Origin of the sequence: Mycobacterium bulgaricum, assembly GCF_041287165.2 — a bacterium.
In the GTDB taxonomy this organism is placed as follows: Bacteria; Actinomycetota; Actinomycetes; order Mycobacteriales; family Mycobacteriaceae; genus Mycobacterium; species Mycobacterium bulgaricum.
In genome coordinates this window covers 455000-473637 of sequence record NZ_JBGGKV020000001.1, presented here as the reverse complement: position 1 = coordinate 473637, position 18638 = coordinate 455000, and the positions used below count along the sequence as shown (strand labels likewise).

The 18638-nt window shown below is 66.8% G+C and carries 21 protein-coding genes; 14 read left to right on the top strand and 7 right to left on the bottom strand.

Annotated elements, in window-relative coordinates; genetic code table 11:
• Positions 1-4: 4 nt before the first annotated feature.
• The 7 genes from ACAG24_RS02380 to ACAG24_RS02350 are packed head-to-tail and all read left to right on the top strand — an operon-like array spanning position 5 to position 7142.
• Positions 5-991 carry a phosphotransferase enzyme family protein gene (locus ACAG24_RS02380; protein ID WP_370471093.1) on the top strand — a complete coding sequence of 329 codons (987 nt, stop codon included), beginning with the start codon at positions 5-7 and terminating at the stop codon, positions 989-991.
• A 25-nt stretch (positions 992-1016) separates the two neighbouring features.
• Entirely contained in the window at positions 1017-1796 is a 780-nt protein-coding gene (gene fabG, locus ACAG24_RS02375) for a 3-oxoacyl-ACP reductase FabG (protein ID WP_370471092.1), read from the top strand.
• 50 nt (positions 1797-1846) lie between these two features.
• Entirely contained in the window at positions 1847-2614 is a 768-nt protein-coding gene (locus ACAG24_RS02370) for a GntR family transcriptional regulator (RefSeq protein ID WP_370471091.1), read from the top strand.
• The gene (gene gluQRS, locus ACAG24_RS02365) at positions 2611-3492 is read left to right on the top strand and encodes a tRNA glutamyl-Q(34) synthetase GluQRS (protein ID WP_370471090.1); all 882 of its coding nucleotides are present in this window, start codon (positions 2611-2613) and stop codon (positions 3490-3492) included. Before ACAG24_RS02370 ends, gluQRS begins: the two co-directional genes overlap by 4 nt.
• Before the next feature lie 44 nt (positions 3493-3536).
• Positions 3537-5003, top strand: a complete 1467-nt coding sequence (locus ACAG24_RS02360) for an ABC transporter permease subunit (RefSeq protein ID WP_370471089.1) — start codon at positions 3537-3539, stop codon at positions 5001-5003.
• Positions 5000-5755 carry an amino acid ABC transporter ATP-binding protein gene (locus tag ACAG24_RS02355; RefSeq protein WP_370471088.1) on the top strand — a complete coding sequence of 252 codons (756 nt, stop codon included), beginning with the start codon at positions 5000-5002 and terminating at the stop codon, positions 5753-5755. The genes ACAG24_RS02360 and ACAG24_RS02355 overlap by 4 nt, the downstream gene beginning before the upstream one ends.
• Positions 5756-5780: 25 nt before the next feature.
• Positions 5781-7142 carry a flavin monoamine oxidase family protein gene (locus tag ACAG24_RS02350; protein ID WP_370471087.1) on the top strand — a complete coding sequence of 454 codons (1362 nt, stop codon included), beginning with the start codon at positions 5781-5783 and terminating at the stop codon, positions 7140-7142.
• Positions 7143-7214: 72 nt separating this feature from the next.
• On the opposite strand, the gene ACAG24_RS02345 is transcribed toward ACAG24_RS02350, so the two are convergent.
• A complete protein-coding gene (locus tag ACAG24_RS02345) occupies positions 7215-7979 on the bottom strand; it encodes an SDR family oxidoreductase (RefSeq protein WP_370471086.1) in 765 nt (254 codons plus the stop codon).
• A gap of 94 nt (positions 7980-8073) precedes the next feature.
• Between ACAG24_RS02345 and ACAG24_RS02340 the strand changes: the two genes are divergently transcribed.
• Together ACAG24_RS02340 and ACAG24_RS02335 are read left to right on the top strand one after the other, a co-directional pair.
• On the top strand, positions 8074-8577 hold the full coding sequence (locus ACAG24_RS02340) for a LysR family transcriptional regulator (RefSeq protein WP_370471085.1): 504 nt from the start codon (positions 8074-8076) through the stop codon (positions 8575-8577).
• Complete coding sequence (locus ACAG24_RS02335) at positions 8517-8993, top strand: LysR substrate-binding domain-containing protein (RefSeq protein WP_370471084.1); 477 nt, start codon at positions 8517-8519, stop codon at positions 8991-8993. The genes ACAG24_RS02340 and ACAG24_RS02335 overlap by 61 nt, the downstream gene beginning before the upstream one ends.
• Here the strand turns inward: ACAG24_RS02335 and ACAG24_RS02330 are convergent.
• Both ACAG24_RS02330 and tgt read right to left on the bottom strand, forming a co-directional pair.
• Complete coding sequence (locus tag ACAG24_RS02330; protein ID WP_370471083.1) at positions 8983-10200, bottom strand: cytochrome P450; 1218 nt, start codon at positions 10198-10200, stop codon at positions 8983-8985. The two genes, ACAG24_RS02335 and ACAG24_RS02330, sit on opposite strands and share 11 nt — an antisense overlap.
• A gap of 34 nt (positions 10201-10234) precedes the next feature.
• Entirely contained in the window at positions 10235-11464 is a 1230-nt protein-coding gene (gene tgt, locus ACAG24_RS02325) for a tRNA guanosine(34) transglycosylase Tgt (protein WP_370471082.1), read from the bottom strand.
• A gap of 17 nt (positions 11465-11481) precedes the next feature.
• Between tgt and ACAG24_RS02320 the strand changes: the two genes are divergently transcribed.
• Together ACAG24_RS02320 and ACAG24_RS02315 are read left to right on the top strand one after the other, a co-directional pair.
• Positions 11482-11937: a lipoprotein LpqH gene (locus ACAG24_RS02320; RefSeq protein WP_370471081.1), complete on the top strand. Its 456-nt coding sequence runs from the start codon at positions 11482-11484 to the stop codon at positions 11935-11937.
• Between the two features lie 74 nt (positions 11938-12011).
• Positions 12012-12470 (top strand): lipoprotein LpqH, encoded by a 459-nt coding sequence (locus ACAG24_RS02315; RefSeq protein ID WP_370471080.1) that lies wholly within the window; start codon positions 12012-12014, stop codon positions 12468-12470.
• 13 nt (positions 12471-12483) lie between these two features.
• Here the strand turns inward: ACAG24_RS02315 and ACAG24_RS02310 are convergent, their stop codons facing one another.
• On the bottom strand, positions 12484-12828 hold the full coding sequence (locus ACAG24_RS02310; protein ID WP_370471079.1) for a DUF732 domain-containing protein: 345 nt from the start codon (positions 12826-12828) through the stop codon (positions 12484-12486).
• 91 nt (positions 12829-12919) lie between these two features.
• On the opposite strand from ACAG24_RS02310, the gene ACAG24_RS02305 reads away from it, so the two are divergent.
• On the top strand, positions 12920-13288 hold the full coding sequence (locus ACAG24_RS02305; RefSeq protein WP_370471078.1) for a hypothetical protein: 369 nt from the start codon (positions 12920-12922) through the stop codon (positions 13286-13288).
• Here ACAG24_RS02305 and ACAG24_RS02300 read toward each other — a convergent pair.
• Entirely contained in the window at positions 13279-14298 is a 1020-nt protein-coding gene (locus ACAG24_RS02300) for an NAD(P)H-dependent amine dehydrogenase family protein (protein WP_370471077.1), read from the bottom strand. The genes ACAG24_RS02305 and ACAG24_RS02300 overlap by 10 nt on opposite strands.
• 76 nt (positions 14299-14374) lie before the next feature.
• On the opposite strand from ACAG24_RS02300, the gene ACAG24_RS02295 reads away from it, so the two are divergent.
• On the top strand, positions 14375-15292 hold the full coding sequence (locus ACAG24_RS02295) for an NAD(P)H-dependent flavin oxidoreductase (protein WP_370471076.1): 918 nt from the start codon (positions 14375-14377) through the stop codon (positions 15290-15292).
• Between the two features lie 30 nt (positions 15293-15322).
• On the top strand, positions 15323-15676 hold the full coding sequence (locus ACAG24_RS02290; RefSeq protein ID WP_370471075.1) for a hypothetical protein: 354 nt from the start codon (positions 15323-15325) through the stop codon (positions 15674-15676).
• Between the two features lie 7 nt (positions 15677-15683).
• Here ACAG24_RS02290 and ACAG24_RS02285 read toward each other — a convergent pair whose 3' ends face one another.
• Both ACAG24_RS02285 and ACAG24_RS02280 read right to left on the bottom strand, forming a co-directional pair.
• Positions 15684-16442 (bottom strand): DeoR/GlpR family DNA-binding transcription regulator, encoded by a 759-nt coding sequence (locus ACAG24_RS02285; RefSeq protein ID WP_370471074.1) that lies wholly within the window; start codon positions 16440-16442, stop codon positions 15684-15686.
• 9 nt (positions 16443-16451) lie between these two features.
• Positions 16452-18443 carry a PTS mannitol transporter subunit IICBA gene (locus tag ACAG24_RS02280; protein WP_370471073.1) on the bottom strand — a complete coding sequence of 664 codons (1992 nt, stop codon included), beginning with the start codon at positions 18441-18443 and terminating at the stop codon, positions 16452-16454.
• Between the last annotated feature and the right edge of the window lie 195 nt (positions 18444-18638).

Here is an 18638-nt window from a genome sequence, read left to right as displayed (position 1 = left end):
GACGATGGCAGTGAGTGATGACGTCGCGGTCGCCGAGGAGGCGCTGGCGGCTTTCGACCTGCCGCGCGGCTCGGCACTCCGGCTGCTGAACCTTTCCGAGAACGCCACCTACGCCGTCGAGGAACCCGGCACCGGGCATCGCTCGATCCTGCGGGTGCACCGCAAGGACTACCACCGGCGTGACCAGATCGAATCCGAGCTGAGCTGGCTGGACGCGTTGCGTCGCGACAGCGACCTCGTCGTGCCGACCGTCCTTCCGGCCCGTGACGGTCGCCGGGTCGTCACCGTCGAACACGACGGGGTGGAGCGCTACATCGTCCACTTCGCCATGGTGCCGGGTGCCGAGCCGGACGAGAACAGCGTCGGCACAACCGATTTCCATACCCTGGGCTGTATCACCGCCGCACTGCACGACCACGCCCGCCAGTGGCGGCGCCCCGCGGAGTTCAGTCGATTCGCCTGGGACTGGGAACACAGCCTCGGCGAGAAACCCCGGTGGGGACGCTGGCGCGATGCCGTCGGTGTGGGCGCGCAGGAGGCCGCCGTGCTCGACCGAGCCCAACAGCTGCTGCACGACAGGCTCGCCGACTACGGCACCGGGCCGGACACGTTCGGGCTGGTGCACGCGGATCTGCGGCTGGCCAACCTGCTCGTCGACGGGGACACGATCACCGTCATCGACTTCGACGACTGCGGATTCGGTTGGTATTTCTACGACTTCGGCACCGCGGTGTCGTTCTTCGAGGACCATCCGTCGGTGCCGGAGTGGCAGGACGCCTGGGTGAGTGGTTACCGGAGTCGACGTCCGCTGGACGCACGAGACGAGGACATGCTGGCCTCGTTCGTCCTGCTGCGCCGGCTGCTGCTGCTGGCCTGGATGGGAACGCACAGCCACTCCAAGGAATCCCAGGCCATCTCGGTCACCTACGCCGCGGGTAGCTGCGCGCTCGCCGAACGCTATCTGTCCTCCGACGGCCACCGACTGACCTGACGTCCACCTGAAAGGCGCTACCCACATGTTCAATTCGCTGCAGGGCCGCTCGGCCATCGTCACCGGGGGAAGCAAGGGCATTGGGCGCGGCATCGCCGAAACGTTGGCCAGGGCCGGCGTCAATGTCGTCATCACCGGCCGCACCCAGGCCGACATCGACGCCACAGCCGCCGATCTCGCGGACGTCGGTGGCTCGGTCACCGGGGTCGCCGCCGACGTGTCCAGCCCCGAAGACTGCCGGCGCGTCGTCGCGGCCGCGGTCGAGCGCAACGGCGGCGTGGACATCGTGTGCGCCAACGCGGGCATCTTCCCGTCGGGCCGTCTGGCTGACCTCACGCCCGAAGACCTCGAGCAGGTCATGGGCGTGAACTTCAAGGGCACCGTCTACATCGTGCAAGCGGCGCTGGAGCCGCTGACCGCGAGCGGGCACGGCCGGGTCATCATCACCTCGTCGATCACCGGTCCGGTCACCGGCTTCCCCGGCTGGTCGCACTACGGCGCCAGCAAGGCCGCGCAGCTCGGCTTCCTGCGCACCGCGGCGATCGAGCTGGCGCCCAAGAAGATCACGGTCAACGCGGTGCTGCCGGGCAACATCATCACCGAGGGCCTGATCGAGATGGGCCAGACCTACATGGATCAGATGGCCGCCGCCGTGCCGCAGGGCCGACTGGGCTCGGTCGCCGACATCGGGAACGCGGCGCTGTTCTTCGCCACGGACGAGGCCGCCTACATCACAGGTCAGTCGTTGGTGGTCGACGGCGGTCAGATACTGCCCGAATCCCCGGAGGCGCTCGCCGATCTCTGAGAGGCATATCCTAGATTTGGTCATACCAAATTGATCGGCCAGGAGGTGCCGTGCCCACGCAAACCGAGGAGCTGCGGCGCCGGATCGTGGCCGAGATCAATGCCGGGGTTCCCGGAACCAAGCTCGGCAGCGAACGGGAGCTCGCCGAGCACTACCGAACCAGCAGGTCGAGCCTGCGCCAAGTGCTCGCCGCACTGGAAGAAGCCGGCCTGATCGACCGCGTGATCGGACGCTCCGGCGGCATCTTCATCAGCCATGCCCAGGTGCAGCGCAACCTCGCCGACGTGGTCGGAGTCCCGGCATTCCTGGCCAGCCAGGGCTACGTCGCCGGGACGCGGGTCGTGTCGACCAAGATCGGCGCACCCGACCCCACGACCCGGCAGGCACTGGGTATCACCGTCGACGACTTCGTCATCGAGATCCAGCGCGTTCGCCTCGCCGACGGCTCCCCGATCTCGCTGGAATTGGCGCAGTTCCCCGCCGATGCCTTCCCCGGCCTGCTCGAGCAGCAGCTGGGTGGCTCCCTGTACGAGATCCTGGAGACCCGGTACGGGTTGGTCGCCTCCCGCGCCGACGAACACATCGAGGCCGTCAGCGCGACGCCGGAGGAGGCAAAAATCCTTGGCATCAAACCGAAGTCGGCGCTCCTGCTGATCACCAGGGTCACCTACGACCAGAACGACACCCCCTGCGAGTTCTCGCGTGACCTCTTCCGCGGCGACCGCACCCGTCTGGCCGTCACCGCGCAGGGCCGCGGGGTCAGCGCCCAGCCGTCCGGCGCCGCGGCCTCGGTGGCGCTTCAGAGCCAAGCGGGGTGACGAGTACAGGCGCGGGCAGGTTCGCGCCGAGTCCGTCGGCCGATCTGCACATCGGCAATCTCCGGACCGCCGTGCTGGCGTGGTTGTTCGCCCGTTCCACCGGTCGCCGGTTCCTGATGCGCGTGGAAGATCTCGACGACCGCACCTTCACCGATATCGCCGAGCGCCAGCTCGCCGATCTCGCCGCCATCGGCATCACATGGGACGGGCCCGCGACGCGCCAGACCGAGCACGCGCAGCGCTACAACGCGGTCGTCGACACGCTGCGCGAGCAAGGCCTGCTTTTCGAATGCTTCTGCACCAGAAGAGATATCGCCCAGGCGCCGCGAGCGCCGCACGCCCCTGAGGGCGCGTACCCCGGCACCTGCCGGGATCTGACCGACGCCGAACGGGAGAGCCGGCGGGAGGAGACGGGGCGTCCACCGGCCCTGCGGCTGCGTACCGATGTCACGAAGTACACGGTTCACGACATCCTGCACGGTGACTACACCGGACTGGTCGACGACTTCGTGGTGCGCCGCGGCGACGGTGTCGTCGCCTACAACCTCGCGGTGGTCGTCGACGACGCCGCGTCGGGGGTCGACCAGGTGGTGCGCGGCGACGACCTGCTGCCGTCGTCGCCCCGGCAGGCCTACCTCGCTCAGCTGCTCGGACACCCGGAACCGGTCTACGCCCACGTGCCCCTGGTGCTGAACGACGAGGGCGCCCGCCTGGCCAAGCGGGACGGCGCGGTCACCCTCACCGAGATCGGGGTGCCCGAAGCGATGGCTCAGATCGCCGACTCACTGGGATACCGGGCACGCTCTGTGGAGCAGATGCTGGACGAGTTCGACCCGGCCCGGTTACCGAGCGCACCGTGGGTATACCGGCCCGGGTGAGCAGAACCCTGTGGCAACACCGCGCACCTTGCTACGGTCCGCCGATGCACTACCCACGAAGAGTTCTGCCGGCGCTGGTCGCGGTGCTCGCCGTACTGCTCACGTCCTGCGGATCGTCAGGCAGCAGTGAGAGCCCCGTCGAGTCCAGCGGCGTGCTGCGCGTCGGGACCGAAGGCGTCTACGCCCCGTTCAGCTATCACGACCCGGCCACCGGACAGCTCACCGGCTACGACGTCGACGTCGCCCGAGCCGTCGGTGAGAAGCTCGGGGTGAACGTCGAATTCGTCGAGACACCGTGGGATTCGATTTTCGCAGCGCTGGAGGCCAACCGCTTCGACGTCGTCGCCAATCAGGTGACGATCACGGCCGAGCGACAACAGAAGTACGACCTGTCGGAGCCGTATTCGATCGGTGAAGGCGTCATCGTCACGCGCGCCGACGACGATTCGATCACGTCTCTGCGCGATCTCGGTGGAAAGCTCGCGGCACAGAACACCACCAGCAACTGGGCTCAGGTCGCCCGCGACGCGGGGGCGCGGATCGAATCGGTGGAGGGACTCACCCAGGCGATGGCGCTGCTGAGCCAGGGCCGGGTCGACGTCGTGGTGAACGACAGCTTGTCGATCTACGCATACCTCGCCGAAACCAATGACACCGCGGTGAAGATCGCAGGCAATACCGGCGAGAAGAGCGAGCAGGGATTCGCCGCGCGCAAGAACAGCGGCCTGCTCCCGGACCTCAACGGGGCCATCGAAGAGCTCAAAGCCGACGGCACCCTCGCCGAGATCTCGCAGAAGTACCTGAAGACGAATGCCTCCGGAGGTCAGGACGCCCCGCAGACCCAGCCGCGGTCGGCATGGCAGTTGGTGCTCGACAACCTGTGGCCGCTGGCCAAGGCCGCACTCACCATGACCATCCCCTTGACGATCATCAGCTTCGTCATCGGTCTCGTCATCGCGCTCGCGGTGGCGCTGGCACGTCTGTCCTCCAACGTGGTGCTCTCCAACCTCGCACGCTTCTACATCTCGGTGATCCGCGGAACGCCGCTGCTGGTGCAGCTGTTCATCGTGTTCTTCGCACTGCCGGAGTTCGGCGTCAAGATCGATCCGTTCCCGGCGGCCGTCATCGCGTTCAGCCTGAACGTCGGCGGCTATGCGGCAGAGATCATCCGGTCGGCGATCCAGAGCATTCCGAAGGGTCAGTGGGAAGCCGCGCAGACCATCGGTCTGAACTACGTGGGCTCACTTCGGCGCATCATCCTGCCGCAGGCCACCCGCGTCGCCGTGCCGCCGCTGTCGAACACGTTGATCTCGTTGGTCAAGGACACCTCGCTCGCCTCGACGATCCTGGTGACCGAACTGTTGCGGCAGGCGCAGATCATCGCGGCTCCCACCTTCGAGTTCTTCGCCCTCTATGGCACGGCCGCCGTCTACTACTGGGTGATCTGCCTTGTGCTGTCGTTCGGCCAAGCCAGATTCGAACGCCGACTGGAAAGGTACGTGGCCAGATGACAGAGGACCGGATAGTCGCCCGAGACGTCCGCAAGTCGTTCGGCGAACTGCATGTCCTGCAGGGGGTTTCGTTCACGGTGCCGCGTGGCACCGCGACCGCGATAATCGGTCCGTCCGGGTCGGGCAAGACGACGCTGCTGCGTGCGCTCAACGCACTCGACGTTCCCGACTCCGGAGTCATCCAGGTCGGCGACGTGGAGATCGACTTCTCCACGCCGGTACGCAACGACGAGTTGCGCCGCTATCGGGCACAGAGCGGCTTCGTGTTCCAGTCGCACAACCTGTTCCCACACAAGACAGTCCTGCAGAACGTCACCGAGGGACCGGTCGTCGCGCAGCGCCGTTCCCGCGACGAGGTCGAGGCGGAAGCCGTCGAACTTCTGGATCAGGTCGGGTTGAAGGACAAACGCGACCAGTACCCCTTCCAGCTCTCCGGCGGTCAGCAGCAGCGCGTCGGCATCGCCAGGGCGCTGGCGCTCAAGCCCAAGGTCGTGCTGTTCGACGAGCCGACCTCGGCGCTCGACCCCGAACTCGTCGGCGAAGTCCTCGGGGTGATCAGGGACCTCGCCCTGGAGGGTTGGACCCTGGTGGTCGTGACCCACGAGATCCAGTTCGCCCGACAGGTTTCCGACCAGGTGCTGTTCACCGACCGCGGGGTCATCCTCGAGCAGGGGCCGCCCGCCGCCGTCATCGGCGACCCGCAGGAGGAGCGGACGCGCCAGTTCTTGCAGCGCATCCTCAACCCGCTGTAGGAGTCGCCGTGAGAGGGTGTCGATCATGGCACCCCAGGAAGCAGACGTTCTCATAGTCGGCGCGGGACTGTCGGGACTGATCGCTGCCCGCACCGTCCTGGCGGCAGGGCTCACCCCGCTCATCCTGGAGGCCGACACCAGGGTGGGGGGACGCATCCTCACCGAGGAACTGGGCGGCCTACCGGTGGAACTCGGGGCGCAGTGGATCGGGGACACCCACCACCGCATGTTCGCACTTGCCGCCGAGCTCGGGGTCCAGACCTACCCGCAGTACGACGACGGCGAGACCTCCTACGAGCTCGCCGGCACAGGAGTGCTGCGGGGCAACGAGTTTCACTCCCGCTTCGGTGATGAACTGGCCGAACTGGAAAAGGTGCTGCGGCGGCTCGACGAGCTGGCCGCCGAGGTGTCGCCGGCCACACCGTGGACCGCCCCGCACGCCGCCGAGTGGGACGCCATCACCGCGGGCGCATGGTACGACGCCCAGGGACTCTCGCCGGCGGCACGCACACTGCTGGAGATCTGCACCGTCGGGATCCTCGCCGTCCCGACCGTCGAGGTCTCATTCCTGCACCTGCTCTTCACGATTCAGACCTGTGGCGTCACCTCGGAACTGTTCGCCGAATCCGAGGGCGGTGCACAGACGACGCGGTTCGTCGGGGGCACCGCGGAGATCCCGAACCGGCTCGCGGCCCTGATCTCCGAGCACATCGTGTTCGAGTCCCCGGTTCAGCTGATCGAGTACGGCACCGACAGCGTCGTCGTGCACTGCCGCGGGGGACGCACCGCCACGGGGAAGCGGGTCATCGTCGCGCTGTCCCCCATGCTCGCCGGGCGCATCGGGTACGACCCGCCGCTGTCGGGCTACCGCGACCAGCTCACCCAGCGGATGCCGAACTCTGCGGCCATGAAGGCGTTCTTCATCTACGACGAGCCGTTCTGGCGCTCCGACGGCCTCAACGGCCAGCTGATCTCGGATATCGGGCCTGCCCGGATGTCCAACGACACCTGCGTTCTCGGCGACGACCGCGGCGTCATCCTGCTGTTCCTGGAGGGCGAGCAGGCGCGCACGCACACCCAGTGGTCCGAAGAAGACCGGCGCGCGGCGCTGACCGCCGAACTGGTCCGCCATTTCGGTGACAGGGCCGCCCGACCATTGCATTACCTCGACGGTGAATGGGGCAGCCGCCAGTGGACGCGCGGTTGCTACAACGCCAATTGCGGGCCACTGGTGTGGACCACCTACGGCCCCGCTCTGGCCGAGCCGATCGGGCCGATCCACTGGGCCTCCACCGACACCGCGACGGAATGGAGTGCCTACATGGAGGGTGCCGTGGAGGCGGGTGAACGCGCCGCCCGCGAGGTCATCGAGGCTTTGACTGCTTAGACCGCCGCCTGCGCGACCGCGGCGTCGGCGGGGGCGTCCGCGTTGGGGAAATGGTTGTGGTGTCCCCTGCTCTCAATTACCGTGCGGGTCAGCGGTGTTCAAGGTGTTGACGACCTCGTCGTAGTCGCCGCGCGCTTCGCCGTAGCGCAGGTACTTCACGCGCTCGACTTGGATCTCTTTGGCTTCCGGCTGCGACTCCAGGATGGTCATGACCTCCGAGACGAAGTCGTCCAAGGGCATGGCGAAACTGCTGTCCCGCTGTCCGGGTAGCAGATCGGTGGCCACCGAAGGTGGTATCAGTTCCTTGAACTCGACGTTGGTGTCGACGAACTGCAACCGGATCGATTCGGTGAGCATGTGGATCGCCGCTTTGGACGCGTTGTAGCTCGGGGTCGCCTTCAGGGGCGCGAAAGCCAATCCCGACGAGACCGTGACCACCGTGGCCGACGGGCGGGTCTGAAGATGTTCGATGAATGCGGCGATCAACCGGATCGGTCCGAGGACATTGGTGGTGATGACAGCTTCGGCGGATTCGAGGAAGCCTTCGGGGCGGTGCCAGTCCTCCACTTTCATGACGCCGGCCATCGCGATGACGGTGTCGAGGTCGGGGTAGGCCGCGAGGACTTCGTCGGCGGCGGCCCGGATGCTTGCCGGGTCGGTGGTGTCGATCCGTACGGTGCCGAACTCGGGGCGCTCGGCGGCGATCTTCTCGAGGAGGTCGGTGCGCCGGCCGCCGACGATGACGGTGTTGCCCTTGTCCGCGAGCGCGTGCGCCAGAGCGAGTCCGATGCCGCTCGTCGAACCCGGGATGAACACGGTGTTTCCGGAGATCTTCATGCGTCTGGTCCTTTCGATGCGTGCGGTCTGTCGGTTCAACTCGACGGGGCCAGAAACGCATCCATTATTCTCATGCATTCCTATGATCATCCCCATGCATGTGATGCATACTCTGCGCGCCGACCTCAACCTCGTCCCCGCGTTGGCCGTGCTTCTCGACGAGCGGCACATCTCCCGGTCGGCGAATCGTCTGGGGCTGAGCCAGCCGGCGACAAGCCGCGCGCTGCAACGACTTCGGAACCTCCTCGGCGACGAGCTGCTCGTCCGGGACCGTGACGGATACCGACTCACCGCCCGTGCAGAGGTGCTGCGCGCTCAGCTCGCCGAGGTGCTGCCCGCACTTGAAGCGCTCGTCGCCCCCGACTCGTTCGATCCCGCGTCGGCGAGCACACCGATCGACATCGCAGGAACTGACTTCGCCGTGCACACCTACGGTGCGGCCATCTGCGCGCGGCTGATGGCCGAGTCACCAGGGCCGAAATTCGTTTCCACAGCTGGCGCTTCGAGACGGCGGCCGAGCAGATCCACAGCGGCAGTGTGGAGCTCGGGCTGTTCGGCGGGTTCATGGCATCTGCTCTCTCGTCGGCCGAGCTGCTGACGGAACGCTTTGTGTGCGTCGTCGATGCCGACCATCCGACGCCCGGCGACGAGCTCAGCCTCGACAGGTACTGCCGGATGCGGCATCTCGTCGTGGATGTCGCCGACGGCATCCAGCCAGACGTCGACGTGCCGCTGCAGGCACTGGGGAGGCAACGCATCCGGGTCGTCACGGTGCCGTACCACTCCGTCGTGCCGCTGATCCTGGCCGGCACCGACCTGATCGCGACGATTCCCGCGAGCTTGGCCACTCTGTGGCCCAGCACGCACCGCCTACGACTTATCAACGCGCCGAGGGAGTTTCGACGACTTCCGTACCGGATGATCTGGCATCCCGCCTACGATGACGATCGCAGGCACCGCTGGTTGCGGTCGGCGGTGCGGGCAGCGGTGCGCGACTCCCGCGCTACAGCGTGATCGTCAACTCCTGCATCCCGCGCAGGGTGACGTTCTGCTTGTAGGCCGGTTCCTCGGCGAGTTCGGCGTTCGGGAACCGTGCCGTCAAGGCGGTCAGCGCTGCGGCGGCCTCCAGCCGCGCCAGCGGCGCCCCGAGGCAGAAGTGCGGACCCTTGCCGAATCCGAGATGACGGATCGCCTCCCGGTCCGGATCGAACTCACCAGGGCGCTCCACGGCGTCGGGGTCGCGGTTCGCGGCGGCGGTCAGCAACAGCATGTTGTCACCCTGCGGAACGGTGACCCCACCAATCACCATGTCCTCCGCCGCAATTCGGCCCACCAGCTGCACCGGCGGGTCATAGCGCAGCGTCTCCTCGGCGACCGCCGTAGCTCTGCCCGGATCAGCGGCCAACGCCGTCCACTGGTCGCGGTCCCGCAACAACGCAAGGGCCGCATTGGCGATCAGGTTGACCGTCGTCTCATGTCCGGCGATGAGGAGCAGGTTGCACGTCGCGACGATCTCGTCCTCGGTCAGCTGATCGCCGGACTCCTCGACATGGATCAGCCCCGACATCAGATCGTCGCCCGGAGCGCGCCGCCGCTGCGCGATCAGGTCACGCAGATACTCGCGCAGCCACAGCCCGGCCCGCATCCGCTCGTCGAAGCCGCTGTCCGTCGCGCCGGTCACGGTCACGAACGGATCCAGCCCCTGCGCGAGAAGCGCCGAAGCGGCGCTGAATTGCGGCTCGTCCTCCAGTGGCACGCCGAGCAGGCGGCAGATCACCGCGACGGGAAGCGGATGCGCCAGTCCGGCGACCGCGTCCCACGTGCGGTCCGCCTGGTCCAGCAGCCCGTCGACCATTGCGACGATGTCGGGTTCGAGCGCCTTGACGACCTTCGGAACGAACGCCTTGCTGACCAGCCGCCGCAGCCGGGTGTGGTCCGGCGGATCCAGGAACAGGAAACCGGGCGGTCCGAACGGACGCGGCTGCGCGCCCTCGGCGATCGCACGCTTCGCCGCGGTGGATTTCAGCCGGTCGCTCGCCGCGTCCGGATGCCGCAGCACCTCGTCGCAATCGGCGAAGGTCGAGAACACGGTCAGGTTGCTGTCCGGCAGCTGCATCGGTCCCTGCGCCCGGATCTGGTCGTAGACCGGGTAGGGGTCGGCCCGTACGGCGGGGTCGAGCATCTGCACCAGCAGTGACTGCGGCTGGGCGGCGGTCGTCATGACCTTATTGTGCACGCGTCTAAGAACGTGCAGGTCAGGCCTTGGCCGCGTAATACCGGCCGAGGACGTGCTCGCGGAGTTCGTCGAAGCGGCCCGCCGGGATGGCGGCGCGGATGTCGTCGAGCAGGCGAATGGTGAAGCGTTCGTTGTGGATGGTGCACAACGTCGCGGCCAGCAGCTCCTTGGCCTTGAACAGGTGGTGCAGATAAGCCCGGGTGTAGTGCGCGCAGGTGTAGCAGTCGCACTCGGCGTCGATCGGGGTGAAGTCGCGGCGATAGCGCGCGCCGGTGATGTTGTAGCGGCCGTGCACCGAATACACGGCGGCGTTGCGCGCCACCCGCGACGGCGACACGCAGTCGAACGTGTCGGCGCCGGCCTCCACGGCGGCGAACAGGTCGTCGGGCTCGCTGATCCCGAGCAGGTGCCGCGGTTTGTCGGCGGGCAGCTCGCTGGTCACCCAGCCGACGATGGTCGCGAGGTTCTGCTTCTCCAGCGCACCGCCGATGCCGTACCCGTCGAACCCTCTGCCATGCTCGTCGACGATGCCGAGCAGCCCCCGCGTCGCCTGCCTGCGCAGGTCCTCGTACTGGGCGCCCTGCACCACGCCGAACAGAGCCTGCGGCGGCTTGCGTGACCGCACTTCGGACAACCGGCGGTGCTCGGCCAGGCACCGCACCGCCCACTCGTGGGTGCGCTGTACCGAATTTTCCTGGTAGGCACGGGTGTTGACGAGTGTGGTCAGCTCGTCGAACGCGAAGATGATGTCGGCGCCGAGCTGATGCTGGATGCCGATCGACACTTCGGGGGTGAAACGGTGCGTCGACCCGTCAAGGTGGGACCGGAACGTCACGCCGTCGTCGTCGACGTGGGCCAGCCGCTCCTTGCCCTCGGCGATGACGTCGTCGGCCTGGACGCGGTCGGCGTCCATCGCGAGCACCTTCTTGAACCCGACGCCCAACGACATCACCTGGAACCCGCCGCTGTCGGTGAAGGTCGGGCCCGGCCAGTTCATGAACGCGCCCAAACCGCCGGCCTCGTCCACGATATCGGGGCCAGGCTGCAGGTACAGATGGTAGGCGTTGGCCAGAACGGCTTGTGCGCCAACCTGTTTCATGGTCTCCGGCAGGACTGCTTTGACGGTGGCCTGGGTCCCGACGGCGATGAAGGCCGGGGTCTGGATGTCGCCGTGCGGTGTGTGGATGGTTCCGGTGCGGCCGAGCTGTCCTGGAAGTTCTGAGTCAACAGTAAAAAACGGGCCGGTCACGTCGTAGATTCTGCACTGTGAGCACACTGTGGACTCGAGCCGCGTCGATCGGGGCAGCCGCGCTGGTACTGGCCGGGTGCACATCGCAGCCTCCCGAGTACACCCCGCAGCCTGGCACGCTCGTCGCAGGCACCGCGCACGTGACCGTGAACGGCGCCGATGTCGGCACCACTGACTCGGTGCGGTGCGACCCGGTGGGGACGCTGATGATGATGGAGACCGGCGATCCGGACAATCCTGAAGCCCCGGGCATCTCGGCGCTGATCGAGAGCCGGGACCAGCTCGTGGTCCGCGAGGTCGGCATCCTCGACCTCGGCGGCTTCACCGGCAGCTTCAACGACGGGCTCGGCGGCGAGGCGACCGTGACGATGACCGGACGGACCTACGACATCCGGGGAACCGCCGACGGTTTCGAAACGGACAGCCCGAGCTTTCGAACAACAGGCAACTTTCAGATCAAGATCGCGTGCTGAGCCGGATTCTGCGGTAATACTGCTCGTGATGATTCGCGGTCTCCGCGAATCACACAACACGAAGGAGAACCGTGATGAACCGCAACATCCTCGGTGTAGTGGGTGGCGCAGCGATCATCATCGCAGGCCTGTCGGGCTGCGGCTCGGACAAGTCGGAGACCTCGGGGGAGACCTCCCAGGCGGCCGCAGCCGAAGGTAAGAGCACTGTCACCATCGACGGGACCGACCAGGAAGTGACCGGCACGGTCGTGTGCTCCGACATGGGTGGCAACACCAACATCGCGATCGGCGATGCGTCCACCGGCGTCGGCGCGGTCGTCACGACGGGCGACGAGCCCAGCGTCGTCTCGGTGGGCCTCGGCAACGTCAACGGTGTCACGCTCGGCTACGCCAGCGGCTCGGGGCAGGGCGAGGCCAAGGTCGAGAAGGACGACAAGACCTACAAGATCTCGGGCACCGCGACGGGCGTCGACATGGCCAACCCGATGCAGCCGGTCAGCAAGCCGTTCGAGATCGAGGTGAGCTGCCCGTAGTCAGGGCAGCCGGTCAGAAGGGTGTATAGCCGGCGGCCGACTGCCGCAGCTGCCAGATCTGCGGGGGACAGAGTTCGTTGACGGCCTGATTGATCAGGTATCCCGCCTGGTAGTAGTCGGTGGTCTGGAAGTCGGCTTTCACCTGGTTCACCAGGTCTGCGTAGCTCATCTTCGACGCGACACGAGCGCAGATCGAGTTCCCGTAGGCGATCGCGGCATCCCCGTTCGGGAAGTTGTAGCCCGGACGGACGTGCACGTTGACCAGATAGGCGACGACGTCGGCGTTCGACGTCGGCGCCGTGAGCACCGCCCCCGATGACAACAGACCCACCGACAGCAGCCCTACCAGCGACTTCATGGGTCATGACCCTACGCCCTGACCGGCGATGTGGTGACAATGCGGGCAAAGCCCGCCCGCGGTCACCGCCGGGCGATTTAGTGTGTAGCCCATGAAGCTGATGGCAGTGGCGGCGATCGCCGGTGGTCTGTTCGCGGTGCCGTTCATCGGCGCGGGCACTTCTTCGGCGCTTCCCGGCGTCTGCGACGGCGCGGGCTGCGTGCCCTATGTGAACACCGAAGCGCAGATCGGCGAGCACTGCACCCAGAACACGCGCTACAACTACGGTTTCGACGCCTCCGGGAACACGCTGGCGTGCAATTCGAAGAGCACGTGGATTTCATCGCCGCCCCTGGTGGGCGTCCGGCTGCTGCGCTCGCCGTGCGATTCCTCCGGCGTCGCGCAGAGCCCGGACGGTGTTCCGCTCAAGTGCGATGGCGGCGCGTGGTCGGCTGATTACCACACGATGTTCTACGGCTGACGAAAGCCGCTGCCGCTGTAGATGAGTGGCAGCGTCGCCGATGTCGCGAATCCTGGCGGCGCCTCGCACACCGCGGGGACGGCATTGAGCACCTGCATCGCGGTCGCGACGTTCGCCGACCGCACGTGCTCTTCCATACTGGCTTCGCGACTGAAGCTCGCGAGTGAGAAGAAGTGCGTCTGCATCGACGGGTCGCCTTCGATGGTCAACGTCCACCCGTGGCGCGGCTTCGGCCAGTGGCCGGGGTACTCATTGCCGACCGTCCACAGCGTCTCGATCTCGACCAGCGGTCTGCCGTCGCGGAGTCCGGTCCAGTTCCACCGCTGGCCCGCCGTCGTGCCCGCGCGCAGCAGGTGGTCGAAGATCTGGTGGTCCTGCTGTGCGGCAACGGCTTCGACGGTTGCGGTCACCTCGTCGAGATCCGCGTTCAAGGTGTCGCCGATGAACCAGACCTGCTCGGAGAAGATCGAGCTGTTGAACGCCAGGAACTCGGTGGCCGTCGGGCTGATCGAATCCACCGGCTCACCGAAAGCCATGTTGTCGAACGTGATCCCGGTGCTTTCGTACACCGACCAGTCGGCGCGTTCCTGCAGCGTGATCTTGTCGATGGTCCGGCTCATGCCCGACAAGGCGAGCGGCAGCACCCCTGACAGGTTGCCCGGATTGAGGCCACTGCCGTGCACGGAGCTGGCGCCCTGCTCGCAGGCGGCGAGCACCCTGTCGCGGTCGACGGACGCCATCCGGCAGGGATGGAACATGAACGCCGTTGTGGCGACGTTCTTTCCGCTGGCCAGCACAGCGCAGATGTCGTCGACCCGCGCGGTGCGCGGTGTGTAGAGCACGCAGTCGGCATCCGTCGCAAGGATGTCGTCGACGTCGGTCGTCGCGGAAACTCCGATCGGGTCGCGGCCGAGGATCTCCCCGACGTCGACACCGTGCTTGTCGTCGGCGTACACCCTCGCGCCGACCAGTTCCAGATCGCGACGGTGGTCGAGAACGGCCCTCATCATTTCTGATCCGACAGCGCCTGTGCCCCACTGAATCACCCGATACACAGCCGGACCGTAGCAGCCTATGGTTACGGCCGTGACCAATCGCATCCAAGAACTTCTCGGTGTCGAATTCCCCGTCGTGCAGGCTCCGATGACCTACATCGCGCGCGCCGAACTCGCCGCCGCGGTGTCCGAGGGCGGCGGACTCGGCATGCTCGAGACGCTGACCCCCGAGGGCCGGGCGGACCTGCAACGGGTGCGCGAGCTCACCGATCGTCCGGTGGCGGCGAACCTGATGATCCAGGGCTGGAAGCGAGATCCGTCGATCGTCGACGTCTTGGCGTCGGCGGAAGTCCGGCACGTCTTCACCTCCGCAGGCGACCCCGCGCTGTTCACGTCGCGGCTGCACGACGCCGGCATGACGGTGGTGCACGTCGTCGGGTCGCTCAAAGGTGCGCTCAAGGCGGCCGAGGCGGGTGTCGACGCACTGGTGGTCGAAGGTGTCGAGGGCGGCGGCTTCAAATCCGCCCTCGGCGCCTCCACGATGGTGCTGCTCCCCCTGGTGGCCGAACAGGTGGACCTCCCGCTGATCTGCGCGGGTGGCGTGTGCGACGCCCGCTCCGCTGCGGCAGCGGTGGCCCTTGGCGCGGAGGGGGTGCAGATGGGAACGCGCATGCTGGCCAGCGTCGAGGCCGCCGTGCACGCGAACTTCAAGGACGCGATCGTCGCAGCCGACGACGCGGGCACGATCCTGCTCGACATTCCGGGTAACCCGACGATGCGAGTGTTGCGCACCGGGCTCGCCGCCCGCATCGGCGAACACGACCCGACCGCACAGCTCCTCGGACGCATCACCGACCTGTACTTCGGCGGCGATCTCGATGCCAGCGTCGCCAACACGGGCCAGGTGTCGTCCCGGATCACCGACCTGCAGCCCGCGGCCGAGATCGTGCGACGCACGTGGAACGACATCGAGGCGGTGCTGGCCGGGGCGCGGACTCGACTCGGTTGATCAGTCCGGCAATGGGGCACACTCGTGGGCATGGACGGTGACTACGACGGTGATTATGGCGATGGCGGACCCGACGACACCCTCAGCCCGAGCGAGTCGCTCGATTCCGACGAGGTCCGCAACGACGACGGTGACATCGTCGTCGACCCGCCCGATCGGTGGATCGAGGCCGAAGAGCACCAAACGCTCGACGAGCAACTCGCGGCCGAGGTGCCGGACATCACGCCCGACCAGGAGCCGTTGGACGACCGGCCGACCCGACGCAATCTCGGGCAGATCGACGGCACCCCCGAAGACGGTGACTCGTTCTTCACCGTGGTCGATGACGACGAACGGCAGCGTGTCCCCGGCGACGAAGAGGCGGACGCGATCATCGAGGACTAGCGCAATTTCAGGCCCGCACGACCACGGGCCCCATCGCCTCATAGCGTCTCGCGTCGCCGGGGCTCAGTTCTGATCCGGTGACGATCGATTCGAAGTCCGAAACCTTGGCGAAGCGGCAGAAGCTGCTTTCCCCGAATTTCGAGTGGGCCGCGACCAGAACGGGTCTGCGCGCCACCGTGACCGCGGTGCTCTTCACGGCGGCGACGGCAGGGTCCGGGGTGGTCAGACCGTGCTCCGTCGAAATACCGTTGGTGCCAAGGTAAGCCACATCGATCACCAGGCCGCGAAGCATGTCCACCGCCCAGTGATCCACCGTCGCCAACGTGCGGCCCCGCATGCGGCCGCCTAGGAGGAGCACCGTCACCGTGCGGCTGTGGGCCAGCGCTTCCGCCGCGAGTAGCGACGACGTCACGACCGTCAGGTCCTCTTCGGCAAGACGCTCGGCGATGAGCCGCGGGGTGAAACCCTCGTCCAGATAGACGGTCTCGGCTCCGTGCAGCAGCTCGGCGGCCGCGCCCGCGATCCGGTGTTTCTGCGCTAGATCCACCTGGCTTCGATATTCGACGCCGGATTCGAAGGCCGCTGTCTCCATCGGCACCGCGCCGCCGTGGACCCTCTTGAGCAGGCGACGGCCCGCCAGCACTTTCAGGTCACGCCGGATCGTCTCGCTCGCGACGTCCAGTTCGGTCGCGAGCGAGGCGACGTCCACCCGCCCGCGGGTGCGGGCGAACTCGACGATCCGGCTCTGGCGGCTGTCGGAATCCACCGGAACAGGCTACTTTTGCGTGCCCATCAAGATCGCCCTGACATCCTCGGGCGTCTGCGCCTGGCGCAGCCGAGCGACCTCGTCGGCTTTGAGGAACACCTGGGCGATCTTCGTCAGCAGCGCCATGTGGTCCTTGCCCGCACCCGCGATGCCGACCACGAACTCCGCCGGCTTGCCGTTCCAGTCGACCGGCTCGGCGTAGCGCACGAACGACAGACCGGTTCGGCGGATGGCGTCCTTGGCCTCGTTCGTGCCGTGCGGGATCGCCAGCCCGTTGCCCATATAGGTGGAGATCGAGCTCTCTCGTTCGTGCATCGCGTCCACGTAAGCCGGCTCGACGGCACCGGCGGCGACCAGAAGTTGTCCGGCTTCGTTGATCGCATCGGCCGTCGACGTCGCCGATCCGTTCATGACGATCGACGACAGCGGCAGCACGTCGTCGTCCGGCGCTTCGGTCACCTCGTCGTCGGCCACCTCGTCGTCGGGCACGGCCGTCGCTACACCCCCGCCACCGTTGGTCTGCTTGAGCTGCTCGACGATCTCGTCGTAGCGCGGACTGCTCATGAAGTCGTCGACCGAGACGTGGACTGCCGATCCCGTCTTCTGCGTGGCCCTGGCGGTCAGGTCTCGATGCGAGACCACGAGGTCGTAGGTGTCGGTGAGATTCGAGATCGCCGAGTTGGTCACCGTGACGTCACCGAACCCTGCCTGCTGGATCTTTCTGCGCAGCACCGAGGCTCCCATGGCCGAGGACCCCATGCCGGCGTCGCAGGCGAACACGATCGTTCTGATCGGTCCCGCGCCGGAGGAGCCGAGCAGTGCCCCGGAGACGCTGGACTTCTTGCCCTTCATCGACTCCATGGACGCGGTGGCCGCGGCCAGATCCGGCTCCTCGGTGGCCTTGTCGGTCTTCAGCAGGAACGCGGCCACCAGGAACGACACCGCGGTCGCGCCGACCACCGACAGTGTCACACCGAGGAAACTGCCGCTGGCCGTTTGGGCGTAGATGGCGATGATCGAACCGGGCGCGGCAGGGGCGCGCAGGCCCGAGCCGAACAGCACGTTGATGAACACACCGGTCATGCCGCCGAGGATCGTGGCGATGATCAGCTTCGGCTTCATCAGCACGTAGGGGAAGTAGATCTCGTGGATACCGCCGAAGAACTGGATGATGGCCGCACCCGGAGCCGAGGCGCGCGCGGCACCCTTGCCGAAGAACATGAACGCCAACAGGATTCCGAGGCCCGGGCCGGGGTTGGTCTCCAGCAGGAACAGGATCGACTTCCCGGTCTCCAGTGCCTGCGTGGTGCCGAGCGGGGTCAGCACGCCGTGGTTGATGGCGTTGTTGAGGAACAGCACCTTGGCGGGTTCGATCAGGATCGACGTCAGCGGCAGCAGGTCGTTGTCGACCAGGAAATCGACGGCATTGCCTGCGCCGCGGGTGAACGCCGACACGATCGGCCCGATGGCGAAGAAGCCGAAGATCGCGAGGATCATCCCGAGAATGCCTGCGGAGAAGTTGTCCACGAGCATCTCGAAGCCGGGCCGGATTTTGCCTTCCCAGAGGGCGTCGAGCTTCTTCATCGCCCAGCCGCCGAGTGGGCCCATGATCATCGCGCCCATGAACATCGGTACGTCGGCCCCGGTGACCACACCGATCGTGGCGATCGCGCCGACCACCGCGCCGCGGTTGCCGTGCACCATCCGGCCGCCGGTGTAGCCGATCAGGATCGGCAGCAGGTAGGTGATCATCGGGCCGACGATTCCGGCGCCGTCGTAGGAGCCCCAGCCGCCGATCTGGGCGACCCAGCCGTCGGGGTTCTTCAGGCTCGCGAAGATTCCCTGCAGCCAGCCCTGCTCGATGAACAGCGCGGTGATCAGGCCCCAGGCGATGAACGCGCCGATATTGGGCATGACCATGTTGGACAGCGCGGTGCCGAACTTCTGCACCCGCACGCGTACCCCGGTCCGCGCGGGCGCGTCCTCGATGGCTTGTGACATTGACGTCCTCCGATTGCTCGTTCCGGCGGCGGGTGATAGCGGTCACATCCGTCTCTGAAGCCCAGTACACCGCACAAATGGGCATGATGGCAAGCATTCGGTCAAAATCGGTCAAACTTTTCGGTGGTTTTGTGCCCGATTGACGGTTAGAGTGGTGGAGAGCACATCGGTATCCGGGTGCAGCCCGCCCGCCAC